Origin of the sequence: Candidatus Nitrotoga fabula (assembly GCF_905221025.1) — a bacterium.
Lineage (GTDB): Bacteria > Pseudomonadota > Gammaproteobacteria > Burkholderiales > Gallionellaceae > Nitrotoga > Nitrotoga fabula.
Window position 1 is genome coordinate 51,986 of the sequence record NZ_CAJNBL010000010.1, and the last position, 13,816, is coordinate 65,801.

Here is a 13,816-nt window from a genome sequence, read left to right on the forward strand (position 1 = left end):
CGTTTTAAAAACGGTTCTTTCGTCTTGTTTCCTTCTGACGAGAAACTTCGGATAGCCTGCACGAACAACGCACATATTTTGCATATCTTGGAAATTGGTCAGAACAGAGTGGACTATTATGCGACAATTTTTCAGACCGGGTAGCACCAATGATATAACCTAACAGGTGCTTCAATAGCAAGAAGCAAGTGCACCCATTATAATAAGTTGCGCAATCGGTATGATTGAAACAACATGTCCAAACATTAAACAACTGATTGGCTTCCAGCCCTTGCAGAAATTATTTCTTCCGCGTCTGCTTTGACTGCGTCACAAATCCTCTTGCCACAAAACTCACCTGTTTCATGGCAACTCGAATCTACCGTTAAGTACGTGCAACCTTACTGGGTGTCGGAATTCTTCGAGTTTGACTTTAATTTGTCAGGGAATTTCCCAAAAAAATCTTGAACGGGGTGCTTATCCCCATGATGGCCATCAAGTGTCTGCGAGGCGTTGTATGCAATTGCATCAACCGCCTTTCTGATCAATTCCTTCTGCATCGATTTGTCCTGGTCATCCAGAGACTCCAACTGTTTTTTGTAGCTGTCATATGATTTAGCCAAGGCTTCTTTATGAGCATATTCCTGCTGCAACCGTTGGTATTCGCTGCGTCTTTTGGAGGCAACAAAAGCCAACCAAATTATCGGAACATAAATTGGAGTTTTATGAACCAGCCCTTTAAGAACTGATTCCCAAGTATCAAAATTATACAATTCAAACCAATGGTCTCCACCTATTTTGAAAGAAGATAGTATGGCCACAAAAAACATCAATACAATGGACATCAAGAAAACAACGGTTGCATATTGAATCGGTTTATTGAATGAACGCTTCAATTCCCCATACGCTGCCGCCAAACCGGCGCTAGTCGCTCCCGGTAATAGGCTCTCAATCTGTTTGTTTAAGGCGTTGTATTTATCCACCTGCTTATTTTCAAATTGACCAAGCATCGTAATGCGATCTTCAAAATCTTTCTCAAGTCCACCTTCTCGAATGTCGTCTTCGTTGAGTTTTCCAAAAATCTTCGTGTGAAACTCAGCAAGGTCATCCTCTTTTTGTTCTACGTCGGAAAGGATTTGATTAATTTCAGCCCGCCTGGCTAATATTTCCTCTTCTGCATCAGCCAATAACTGTTTTTTTGATGGATTTTTCGCTTCTCCAACCAGGATTTCATCATGATATGCGTTAATTTCATTGACCTTGTCCTCAACTTGTCTCGCGCACGTTTCAACTTTTTCTTCCAAGCCGCCCTGTCCTTCATTACCAAATAGCTTCGCATTAAGTTTTTCAACTGAATCGTAAGATAATTGAATCTCAGATTGGCTTTGCTTAGCCTCGCTTCTCATGTCCTGTATTTCGCCCAATAACCCGCCAGCACTAGCCTCAAAGCTTTCCATGTAACCTGACACAACTTCCGCAAACCCTTTGACAGCCTCCTGCATAGCTTTGGCTGCTTTTCCATAAGCAACCATATAGGGCCGAACATACGTGATCAGGTTATCCGCATGAGCGTTGGCTTGCTGTATGTGGACTATGTTGCGATCGCTGTTGAATAGGACTATCCGCTGGGCACAGGGTTTTGCCTGGGTATTGAAACTATCCCAAGTGCCTGATGGGATCAGTTCTGGATCAATCGAATTGATCATTTTATCTATGAATGTGATGATCTTTTTCAATCGGGCCAATTCCTGAACCGAGGTAATAACGGTCTGGTCGTCCACTTTGGCAGTTTTTAACTCCGCCAGTAATTTGTCCCACTCCGCATGAATAAGGATGATCGTTAAACTGTTGAATCCAGCGAGACATCTATACACCTCAATCAACATATTGATTTTAATATCTTAGCAGATTGAATATAACTATAATAATTTTTTATGCAAACGCTTATTGAACGGGACACAGATACCTTTATAAACAAGGGTCTTAGGAAGTTAAAGCGGTTTCAATCTCAACAATTTGAGTATTTCAAGGTAAAGATTATCACGACGATGATTAAAACGATATTCAGTTTCTTTCAGATGCAGATAGAACGTATGTCCAGGTACACCATTAAATTTGGCCAACCTTCGTTTTGCATAGCTCCAGAACGACTCAATACCGTTAATATGTCGATCGCCATTCGCAAATTCATTGTCTCCGTGATTCACTCTGAAATGTTTGTCAAACCCAATATCAACCAGGCCGTCATATCCCCTCCAGCCATCCGAATGAATGATGGTAGCGGGTTCCACATGCCCTCTGATGATGCCTTGCAGCGTGGCTTTGGAACAGTCTGGCACGATCTCGGTATACACTTTACCTTGCCGTTTCAGCAACCCGAATACAATCGTTTTACCATAGGCACCCCGCCCGCGTTTACCTCTTACACGATGCGCCCCGAAATACGATTCATCCACTTCTACCGCGTCTTTAAGTGGAGTAGCAACCTCACAGTCTTCCGCCATGCGAAGGCGAATTCCAAGGTAGATGCTGTTTACAGACCGTACCGAAATTCCAATCAACTTAGCCGTATTGGTAGCAGTAAGATCGAGTGCAAAACATTTTACAAGTTGCCTGAATTTAGCCTCGCTGATTCGTGAACGGACATAGTATCTATTTTTATTAACCATATTAGGAAGTTAGCACATTTTATAATGCCCTTAACTTCCTAAGACCCATAAACAATAACAATGACCGTAAGCCACGAACTGATAAAACTTTGTGAGTGCAGAAATGGAAGAAGCCTTGCATAATCACAGCCCGGAAAACAATACCGCACAACGGCTCACGCTGCCTGGATGGCAATTGGTACCCAGTCACGCAAGTGTTACTGACTGTAAAGATATGGTGTAAAAACCGAAAAATCCAGTGATTCGCCAGGAAAATCACAATTTCAAATTGGATTTCTATAAATACCGCCTGAAAGGCATTTTTAAAGAAACAAGGAGCTCTAAACTGATGCTCACCTATGGTTTTCTTATTTTAAAATTAACTATTTACAGGGGGCGTATTCGTGACACAGAAACCCATCCAGATTATCGACACCGATCTACCCGCACTGCTGCGTTCCATAGTCTCCAACCATCCAAACCATACTGCCATTCGTTTCGAAGGCAAGGACACCAGCTTCCACGAATTTACGGCACTCACTGACCGTGTGGCCGCCGGACTGCACGCGAAAGGGATTCGTAAGGGGAATCACGTCGGATTGTATTGTCCAAACTCTGAGGCATTCGCCGTAGCGTATTTCGGCATCATCAAAGCCGGGGCCACTGTAGCGCCAATCAATCTCCTGTTCAAACCGTCAGAGATCGAGTACATACTGCGCGATGCAGATGCAGTCGGGCTGATCTATCACGAACTGTTTGCTGATTCGGTCCATGCCTTCCGGAACCAGTTGCCCGGTCTGAAAACGTTCATTCGTATCGGTACTGCACAACCGGAAACGGGCGACCATGCCTGGGCGGATATCGCATCTGCCACTGCACCCGTTCCGAGCGTTTCATTCAATCCCGCAAGCGATGTCGTTTCAATACTATATACATCGGGCACAACCGGGCAACCCAAAGGAGCGATGCTCACGCACCGGAACCTTGCCAGCAACACCGCCAGCGTTATGGAAGCCATGCATTTCACAGCCGGCGAAACCGTCATTCTGACGGTATTACCGATGTTTCATGCTTTTGCCGCAACCGCATGCATGCTGACGCCGCTACTGCATGGGCTTACCTTCGTGCCCGTTCCCAGGTTTGATCCTGGCTCGCTCGGGGATACGATTATACAGTCGGGCGCGAATGTCCTGATGGCTGTCCCCAGCATGTTCAACGCACTGCTGCGCTTGCCCGACGAGCAGGTCTCTAAATTTCGCGGCCTGAAGTACTGCGTTTCCGGTGGCGCCGCAATGCCGGTAGAGCTGATGAAAAGGTTCGAGCAACGTTTTGGCGTGGCCATATACGAAGGGGACGGGCCCACTGAGTGTTCTCCGGTTACCTGTGTCAACCCGATCAACGGCACACGCAAACATGCATCGGTCGGCCTGCCTGTGCCGCGCGTAAAGATGAGCATACGCGACAAACAGGGACAGGAGGTTGCCACAAGTGCCATTGGCGAAATCTGCGTGTGCGGCCCAAGCATCATGAAGGGCTACTGGAAACGTCCCGCCGAAACAGCCGAAAGCTTCTACGGGGACTGGTTCCGTACCGGGGATTTGGGATATCAGGATGCCGATGGGTATTTCTTTATCGTCGACCGCATCAAGGACATGGTGATCGTAAACGGCATGAATGTTTACCCACGCAAGGTGGAAGATGTTCTTTATCGGGATGCACGCATCCTGGAAGCGGCGGTTATTGGCGAACCGAATAAAACCCACGGCGAGATCCCCGTCGCATTTGTCGTCCTGCAACCCGGGCAATCGGCAGGCTCCGCCGATATCCGCAGGTTCTGCGCACAACACCTGGGAGCCTTCGAAATTCCACGCAAATTCATCTTCGTCGATGCCCTGCCGAAAAATGCCGCGGGTAAAATCCTTAAGCGGGAGCTGCGCAGACATGGCGAAATCGAGCGTGGCATAGAATGCTGATCCAGCATATTGTCAGCATTACCAATCCGGGCCAGATTCTGAATAGCGGTCCAGCATTTTTCCCGGCTGAAACTCTGCCCGGGCTTTCAGTTATAATTACCGTTATTTAAACAAGTCACAATCATGGAAGCCGAACAACTCAACGCAATTACCCATCAGTTACAGGATCTCCATTTGCGCAGTACTGAACTACGGAGGTATCTTTGACTTCGATGGCAAACAGGAACGGCTTGCCGAAGTCGTAATTCTTGCCGAAGACCCCTCTATCTGGCAGGACAACAAACGGTCTCAGGAACTGGGGCGCGAACGGAAACTGCTGGAAGGCATCGTCCATACGCTTGATCAGCTAGGTCAGGATCTGGATAGCACAAGTGAACTGCTGGAGATGGCGCTGGAAGAAAATGACGATGCCGGCCTTCTAAGCATTTCGCAAGACATTCAAAAAATAGAGCAGAAAGTAGCGGACATGGAGTTCCGCCGCATGTTTTCCAAACCAATGGATTCCAACAACTGCTTCCTCGACATTCAGGCAGGTTCCGGAGGAACGGAAGCCCAGGACTGGGCCGCAATGCTGTTACGCATGTACCTGCGTTACTGCGAAAAAAAGGATTTTCAGGTCGAAGTGCTGGAACAGTCTGATGGAGAAGTAGCCGGCATCAAGAGTGCGATCCTGAAAATCACTGGTGAATATGCTTATGGCCATCTTCGAACCGAAACCGGGGTGCACCGGTTGGTGCGCAAATCTCCCTTTGATTCCGGTAACCGGCGGCACACATCCTTTTCCAGCGTATTCGTATATCCGGAAGTGGATGAATCCATTGAAATTGACATCAATCCGGCAGACTTGCGCGTAGACACTTACCGCGCCAGCGGCGCAGGCGGGCAACACATCAACAAGACCGATTCAGCTGTACGGATCACGCATATCCCTACCGGCATCGTGGTGCAATGCCAGAATGACCGGTCACAGCACCGCAATCGCGCAGAAGCGATGGCCATGCTGAAATCACGCATGTACGAGGCTGAACTACGCAAACGCAATGCCGAAAAACAGCTTATGGAGGACGAAAAAACCGACATCGGCTGGGGACATCAAATCCGCTCTTACGTACTGGACCAGTCCCGCATTAAGGATCTTCGTACCAACGTAGAAATCGGCAACACGCAAAGTGTTCTGGATGGAGATCTGGATGAATTTATTAGCGCCAGTTTGAAACAGGATGTGTAAACATCATGGTAACTATCATTAAATGGCTTTGTGTTTGGAACATGGAGCCATCCCTTGCATAGCCAGTAACAAACTGTATCCGACTGAGCTGGACCTCCCGACTATTTTCCATCTCTAAAGGTATCCAAACCTTTATGCCAAAGCAAACTGAAAACTGACACCCGGTACTCTTACCATAGGGCCAAAACACTACTGCCTGGCGAAGCAGCCGCCTGAAGAAATAATCACCCCAGCAAGCCAGTTCTTACGGCTTGCTTCCCCTTCCCCCCATTATCGTGAAAAAATTTAAATCATCTGCTCAATATCTATTTTATTGAAACCATGGAAACAACGATGTTGCATCATTGCAACCGACTGAGTTTCTAGAAAAATATTTAAATCCAGAACATGTCTTTTCTGTAAAATAATAGTTACAATTATCATTTGCATCTTATGCTGCCCGCCATCGCAAATATCCAGAAACAGGCAGTTTATTGCGCAACAGTCAATACCACGTATCACCCTGATTAAAAACAAATGAAAAATAAACGCTTTTGGATTGTGAGCGGAATTTTATTGGTTGCAGGACTTGCCATCCTTCTGTTTTATGGAACCCAGAAAAAACCTTCCCCATCCATGGGGCGCCACGGGAACAAAGAGAATGCCAACCGGCTCATTCCGGTAGCGGTGGCTACCGCCCAGTCAGGGGCCATTGATGTGATCATCAATGCGCTAGGCACAGTTACTGCGCTCAACACCGTTACCGTCAAGCCTCGGGTAGATGGTCAGCTTGTACGCGTGGCCTTTAGGGAAGGCCAGTTCGTGAACAAGGGAGACCTTCTTGCAGAAATTGACCCTCGCCCATTCCAGACACAGCTTGACCAGGCAAACGGTCAGTTAATTCGGGATCAGGCATTACTCGCCAATGCGAAGCTTGACCTGGATCGCTATCGGGGACTGCTGACCAAGGATTCAATAGCCAGGCAACAGGTCAACACCCAGGAATCTTTGGTCAGGCAATACGAGGGCACGGTCAAGGCGAACCAGGCTTTGGTAAATAATGCACGGCTCCAGCTTGAATTCACCCACGTCAAGGCGCCGATTGCCGGTCGTCTCGGTTTGCGCCTTGTCGACAACGGTAATATGGTTCGGACAACAGATACCAATGGATTAGTGGTTATTACCCAGATCCAGCCCATTACAGTAGTTTTTTCCATTCCATCGCATCATCTCTCTACCCTATTGGGTAGACTGCAAACCGGTGATCCAATGACAGTCGAAGCCTGGGATCGTGAAGACCGGAATAGATTAGCAGTCGGCAAGCTGCTAACCGTAGACAACCAGATTGATACGACAACTGGCACGGTAAAACTCAAGGCCGAATTTACAAACTCTGACAATGCTCTTTTCCCGAACCAGTTTGTCAATGTTCACCTGCGTACTGAAACACTGCATGGAGTGACTTTAATTCCAGTCTCGTCTACCCAACAGGGCATACAGGGTACTTTTCTTTATGTGGTAGATAAACGCAATACCGTCATCCTTAAACCTGTGACACTCGGACCGGTTTCAGGCAACCTTGTAGCAGTAGACAAAGGGTTGGTTCCAGGGGAACAGGTTGTCATCGATGGTGCTGACAAGCTACGTCAGGGTGCCCGGGTTGAAATTATACGCCCCGGCAGACTAAACGCAGCAGAGAGAGGGCACCCTAAAGGCGACGCGTACCGGGAGCAGCATAAAGCTCCCAGCGGAAATCAGGGTGGAGGATGAATTTTTCACATCTTTTTATTATCCGGCCAGTAGCTACCTCCCTGCTAATGGCAGCCATCCTGCTGTCGGGAATGCTGGCCTACCGATTACTGCCGATATCTGCATTACCGGAGGTGGATTACCCGACTATTCTGGTTACCACTTTTTACCCTGGTGCAAGCCCGGACGTAACGACATCTTCCATTACCGCTCCTCTCGAGCGGCAGTTCGGACAAATCCCAGGCCTGAATCAGATGTCCTCCAGCAGTTCAGGAGGAGCATCCGTCATTACATTGCAGTTTGGACTGGATATCAGCCTGGATGTGGCTGAACAAGGGGTGCAGGCAGCAATCAACGCTGCCAATTCCTTTCTTCCGGCTGATCTGCCAATGCCTCCTGTGTACAGCAAGGTTAATCCGGCGGATGCTCCCATCATTACAATGGCCATCACTTCCGAGACTTTACCACTGCCTAAGGTACAAGATCTTGTAGATACCCGCCTGGCACAAAAAATTTCACAGTTGCCCGGCGTTGGCCTCGTTAGCATCGGGGGCGGCCAGAGACCTGCGGTACGCATCCAGGCCAATCCCAAAGCCCTGGCCGCACACGGCCTAAATCTGGAAGACATCCGCGCTGCTATCGGAAATGCCAATGTAAACATGCCAAAGGGAAGTTTTGACGGCCCAGCGCGCTCTTCTACTCTCGATGCCAATGACCAGCTAAAATCGGCCGAGGAATATCGAAATCTTATCGTCGCCTGGCGCAATGGCTCGCCAATTCGTTTAAAAGACATTGCAGATACCATTGATAGCGCGGAGAACACGCGCCTTGCTGCCTGGTCCAACCAAACACGGGCCGTAATACTTAACATCCGGCGTCAACCAGGATCCAATGTTGTAGAAACGGCAGACCGCGTCCATAAACTTCTGCCTCAATTACACGCTACCTTACCCGGTGCCATCCAGGTAAAAATACTTACGGACCGGACGAATGCGATCCGCAACTCGATAGAAGATGTCAGCTATGAACTGATGCTCTCTATCGCTCTGGTGGTAATGGTAATTTTCCTTTTCCTGCGCAATGGCCGTGCAACCTTTATCCCGGCCATTACAGTACCGCTGTCACTTGTCGGTACTTTGGGAATCATGTACCTGGCTGGCTTCAGCATCAATAACCTGACGCTGATGGCGCTCATTATTGCAACCGGATTTGTGGTGGATGACGCTATCGTGATGATCGAAAATATCACGCGCCATATTGAGGCCGGAGATTCGCCCCTGCAAGCTGCACTCAAAGGTTCAAGGCAAATTAGCTTCACCATCATTTCCCTTACCCTGTCTCTCATTGCAGTGCTGATTCCCCTGCTATTCATGGAAGAAGTGGTTGGCCGCCTGTTTCGTGAATTTGCCATTACTCTCGCCGTAGCCATCCTAATTTCCGCAGCAGTATCCCTGACACTCACCCCCATGATGTGCGCAAGATTACTTCAACATGTACCGGCTATACACCAGGGCCATTTTTATAAAATAAGCGAAGGGGTTTTCAACAGGTTAATCCTGCATTATGGAGCAATGCTCAACTGGGTGCTGGACCGGCAATTTTTCATACTCATGGTGGCAGGCGGCACACTGGTTTTGACCATATTGCTGTACATACTGATACCCAAAGGTTTTTTTCCGATACAGGATACCGGAGCTATTCAAGGCATGACCAGAGCGCCACAGACTATTTCCTTTTCTGCAATGGCGGAACGCCAGCAGGCAGTTGCCCGGATTATCCTCAAAGACCCTGCAGTAGAAAGCCTTGCATCCTTTATTGGCGTGGATGGCACCAATGTTACCCTGAACAGTGGCCGCATGACCATCAACCTAAAACCCAGGAGTATGCGCAATGCCACAGCAACCGATGTAATTCGCCGGTTACAGACAAAACTATCCCTGGTGCCAGGAATCGAGATGTACATGCAACCAGTGCAGGACCTGACAATCGAAACGCGGGTAAGCAGTACCCAGTTTCAATACAGCATTGAAAGCGTCAGTCAGGCTGAATTAGCTGGATGGGTACCCAGAATTTTGGAGCACCTCCGCAAATTACCTGAACTGATTGATGTTGATAGCGATCTACAGAACCATGGATCACAGGTTTATATTGAAATCGACCGGGACACGGCAGGACGGCTCGGGATTACTCCTGCCGCAATCGATAATTCACTGTACAACGCCTTTGGACAGCGACTCATATCAACTATTTTTACCCAGTCCAGTCTTTACCGGGTTGTGTTGGAGGTCAAAAAAGAATTTCAGCAAGGACCCGCTGCACTAAATGATATTTACGTAATTTCACTTAATGGTAACCCTATACCCTTATCGTCAATCGCCCGTATTTCAGAGCATGCAACCCCGCTATCCATCAACCACCTCAACCAGTTTCCTTCGGCTACTATCTCCTTTAACCTCGCACCTGATGTCTCTCTGGGCGAAGCAGAAGCCGCAATTCATGCCGCGGAACAAGAAATTAGACTACCCCCCAGTATTCAAACCAGCTTTCAGGGTACTACCCTCGCCTTCAAGGAATCTCAAAGAAACATACTGCTACTGATCATTGCATCCATCATAACCATGTACATCGTTCTGGGTGTACTTTATGAAAGCTACGTGCATCCCATCACCATTCTTTCAACGCTTCCTTCTGCCGGAGTTGGGGCATTGCTGGCACTTCTGGTATCCCGCACTGACCTTGGAATAATCGGCATTATCGGAATTATTCTGTTAATTGGTATTGTCAAGAAAAATGCAATCATGATGATTGATTTTGCCCTGGATGCGGAGCGCAATGAAGGCAGAAAGCCACGCGATGCAATCTTTAATGCCTGTCTGTTACGTTTCCGACCCATTCTGATGACTACAATGTGCGCCCTGCTTGCAGCACTTCCATTAATGCTTGGCACCGGTGTCGGCTCTGAATTACGTCACCCTCTGGGCATTACCATGGTTGGAGGGCTATTGGCAAGCCAGCTGCTTACCCTGTTTACTACACCCGTTATTTATCTTGCCTTTGACCGGTGGGGAAAACGCTTCAAATCATCCATGACTCCCGACTATACATGAAGCTTACCCCAATTTTTCTGTGATGCACTTGTCAGAAACCTTCATAAAACGACCCGTTGCCACTACGCTACTTGCACTGTGGATTCTACTGCTGGGGGCAGTGGCCTATAAGCTGCTTCCCGTAGCAGCCTTGCCACAGGTTGATTTTCCAACAATATCCGTGCAGGCAAATCTTCCTGGGGCCAACCCGGAAACAATGGCTGCCACTGTGGCTACCCCGCTTGAAAGATCACTAGGACAGATCTCCGGAGTCACCGAAATCAGTTCAACCAGTTCCCTCGGACTGACTCGAATTACCTTGCAATTCGATATGAGCCGCAATATTGACGGCGCTGCGCGTGATGTTCAGGCCGCAATAAATGCATCACGAAACCTGCTACCCACCAGCCTACCCAATACCCCTGTCTACCGCAAGGTCAATCCCAGCGATGCACCGATCATGATTCTGGCGCTTACATCAGAAACCTTGAGCCGAGGACAGATGTATGATGCTGCCTCGACCATCCTGGCTCAAAAAATATCCCGGTTAAAAGGAATTGGCATGGTAACCGTGGGCGGAGGCTCACTGCCGGCCGTGCGGGTGCTGCTCAACCCCAATGCCATGAATAAATACGGCATCAGCACTGAAGATGTAAGAGCTGCAATCATCGCTACCAATGTGAATCGGCCCAAAGGGTCACTGGAAAAAAAAGAACAGTCCTGGCAGATACTAGCCAACGATCAAGCAAAAATCGCAGCGGAGTACCTTCCGACAATTATTGCCTATCGTGGGAACGCACCGGTACGTCTCTCCGACATTGCCAGGGTAGAAGATTCTGTACAGGACATCCGGAATGCCGGGCAATTTAATGGCAAACCTGCAATCATGCTGATCCTGAATCGCGAAGCAGGTGCCAATATTATTGAAACCGTAGATCAGGTAAAGAATCTCTTGCCCAATCTGCGCGCTTCCATACCGGCAGCCATGAATCTGTCCGTAGCATCCGACCGGACTCCGACGATCCGCGCTTCGCTGGAAGGAGTCGAACACGCACTGATCATTGCAATCATCCTGGTAGTATTCATCGTATTTCTTTTTCTCCGGGATGCCCGGGCTACTCTGATCCCTGGCGTTGCGGTCACCGTATCGTTAGTAGGGACATTTGGAGTCATGTATCTGGCCGGTTTCAGCCTGAACAATATTTCTCTGATGGCCATTACTGTTGCGACCGGTTTTGTCGTAGACGATGCTGTGGTTATGCTGGAAAACATATCCCGCCACATCGATAATGGCATTCCCCCCTTTGAAGCCGCAATAAAAGGAGCAGGCGAAGTAAGTTTTACCGTGGTGTCAATGAGCTTGTCCCTGGTGGCAGTATTTATACCTATTTTATTAATGGAAGGAATTGTCGGGCGTCTGTTTCGCGAATTTTCCATCACACTTTCAGCAGGCGTACTCATATCCCTGCTTGTTTCACTCACCATTACCCCCATGATGTGCGCAAGGCTATTGCGACCACGATCCGTATTAGCCCCTGGGCGTTTCCTTCAGGCGACTGATCGCATTTACCAGTTATTACTGCACGGCTATCGGGTATCCCTGGACTGGGCACTCGCACATGGTCGCCTCATGCTCATCATGCTCCTCGCCACGGTATGCCTTAATATTTATCTTTATACAGTCATTCCCAAAGGTTTTTTTCCTCAACAGGACAGCGGGCGATTAATGGGTGCCATACAGGCAGACCAGGGGATCTCATTTCAGGCAATGCAAGAAAAATTGTCGACTTTCATCAATATCATTAACCAGGATCCCGCCGTAGAAAGTGTCGTAGGCTTCACCGGTGGAGGGCCGGTCAACACCGGTCGCGTTTTTGTGGGGCTGAAGCCGCTGGCCGAACGTCAGGTATCCGCGGAAAAGGTTATCTCCCGATTACGACGCAAACTCAATCTTGTACCCGGAGCTAACCTGTTCCTGCAATCTGTCCAGGACATCAGAATGGGCGGTCGTGTAAGCAATGCGCAATATCAATATACTCTTCAAGCAGATAACATTGATGAATTGCGTACCTGGGAACCGGTCATTCGCCGTGCATTGCATACACTACCACAGCTTGCGGATGTGAATACCGACCAGCAGGACAAAGGGGAAAATACATCCCTGATCATCGACCGTGATGCCGCCACAAGACTTGGAATCTCGCAGCGACTGATCGATACGACATTAAACAATTTATTTGGCCAGCGCCAGATATCAACAATATACAACCCATTGAACCAGTACCGCGTGGTTATGGAAGCGGCTCCTGAATACTTGCAGAATCCGGAAACTCTTAAAAGCGTATTATTTATTGCCCCGGGGGGGCTGCAAATACCACTGGCCGCTTTCGCCCGTTGGGAAGAAACGCCCACACCATTAGCGATCAATCATCAGGGACAATTTGCCGCTTCAACCATTTCATTCAATCTGTCGGATGGCGTTTCACTTTCAGAAGCCACACGTGCAATTGATGAAGCAATGGCAAGAACAGGGGCGCCCTCTTCTATACAGGGAAGTTTTCAGGGGACGGCCAAAGCTTTCCAGATGTCTCTTGCCAACCAGCCTATACTCGTTCTCTCTGCCCTGGTTGCAGTATACCTTGTGCTCGGCATACTTTATGAAAGCTATATTCATCCCATAACCATCCTCTCGACCTTGCCTTCAGCCGGTGTCGGGGCGATTCTTGCCCTGCTCGCTTTCAGAATGGATTTCAGTATCATTGCCATGATTGGTATCATACTGCTTATCGGTATTGTTAAGAAAAATGCGATTCTCATAATCGATTTTGCTCTTGAAGCTGAACGGAAACGCGGCTTAAGCCCGCGCAACGCTATCCATGAAGCCTGCATTTTGCGGTTTCGTCCAATTATGATGACTACCATGGCAGCCTTGCTGGGTGCCGTTCCTCTCGCAATTGGCACTGGAATGGGCTCTGAACTGCGCCAGCCACTCGGAATCTCTATTGTTGGCGGACTGATTGTCAGCCAGTTATTAACGTTATATACAACCCCTGTCATTTATCTGTATCTTGATCAGCTGCGTCTTTTTAACAAAGGAAACAGACAGTCACGGTCTGGCCATCAAGCTCTGAAGATTACAGAATCCTCATGAGTCATGACAGGTTAACCGGGACT

General features: G+C 48.4%; 7 protein-coding genes. 5 read left to right on the forward strand and 2 right to left on the reverse strand.

The features are described 5' to 3' along the window. Positions 1–380: 380 nt before the first annotated feature. Both KJA68_RS04185 and KJA68_RS04190 read right to left on the reverse strand, forming a co-directional pair. The gene (locus KJA68_RS04185; protein WP_213035678.1) at positions 381–1,865 is read right to left on the reverse strand and encodes a coiled-coil domain-containing protein; all 1,485 of its coding nucleotides are present in this window, start codon (positions 1,863–1,865) and stop codon (positions 381–383) included. Positions 1,866–1,970: 105 nt separating this feature from the next. Then, positions 1,971–2,648 carry an IS1595 family transposase gene (locus KJA68_RS04190; protein ID WP_213035679.1) on the reverse strand — a complete coding sequence of 226 codons (678 nt, stop codon included), beginning with the start codon at positions 2,646–2,648 and terminating at the stop codon, positions 1,971–1,973. Positions 2,649–3,031: 383 nt separating this feature from the next. On the opposite strand from KJA68_RS04190, the gene KJA68_RS04195 reads away from it, so the two are divergent. From KJA68_RS04195 to KJA68_RS04215, 5 genes are all read left to right on the forward strand, one after another. Then, the gene (locus tag KJA68_RS04195) at positions 3,032–4,600 is read left to right on the forward strand and encodes a long-chain-fatty-acid--CoA ligase (RefSeq protein ID WP_213035680.1); all 1,569 of its coding nucleotides are present in this window, start codon (positions 3,032–3,034) and stop codon (positions 4,598–4,600) included. Positions 4,601–4,723: 123 nt separating this feature from the next. Continuing rightward, a protein-coding gene (gene prfB / locus KJA68_RS04200; protein ID WP_213035681.1) for a peptide chain release factor 2 occupies positions 4,724–5,828 on the forward strand; the annotation gives its coding sequence in 2 pieces (ribosomal slippage) (positions 4,724–4,804 and positions 4,806–5,828; 1,104 coding nt in all). 540 nt (positions 5,829–6,368) lie between these two features. Continuing rightward, positions 6,369–7,577 carry an MdtA/MuxA family multidrug efflux RND transporter periplasmic adaptor subunit gene (locus KJA68_RS04205; protein WP_213035682.1) on the forward strand — a complete coding sequence of 403 codons (1,209 nt, stop codon included), beginning with the start codon at positions 6,369–6,371 and terminating at the stop codon, positions 7,575–7,577. Continuing rightward, the gene (locus KJA68_RS04210; RefSeq protein WP_213035683.1) at positions 7,574–10,663 is read left to right on the forward strand and encodes an MdtB/MuxB family multidrug efflux RND transporter permease subunit; all 3,090 of its coding nucleotides are present in this window, start codon (positions 7,574–7,576) and stop codon (positions 10,661–10,663) included. The genes KJA68_RS04205 and KJA68_RS04210 overlap by 4 nt, the downstream gene beginning before the upstream one ends. A gap of 22 nt (positions 10,664–10,685) precedes the next feature. Further along, positions 10,686–13,793, forward strand: coding sequence for a multidrug efflux RND transporter permease subunit (locus KJA68_RS04215; RefSeq protein WP_213035708.1), 3,108 nt, complete (start codon positions 10,686–10,688; stop codon positions 13,791–13,793). The last annotated feature ends 23 nt before the right edge of the window (positions 13,794–13,816 follow it).

Excerpts from the sequence above, each read along its gene's own strand:
- KJA68_RS04185 (WP_213035678.1), bottom strand. The coding sequence starts at position 1,865 with ATGTTGATTGAGGTGTATAGATGTCTCGCTGGATTCAACAGTTTAACG.
- KJA68_RS04190 (WP_213035679.1), bottom strand. The coding sequence starts at position 2,648 with ATGGTTAATAAAAATAGATACTATGTCCGTTCACGAATCAGCGAGGCT.
- KJA68_RS04210 (WP_213035683.1), top strand. The coding sequence starts at position 7,574 with ATGAATTTTTCACATCTTTTTATTATCCGGCCAGTAGCTACCTCCCTG.
- KJA68_RS04215 (WP_213035708.1), top strand. The coding sequence starts at position 10,686 with ATGCACTTGTCAGAAACCTTCATAAAACGACCCGTTGCCACTACGCTA.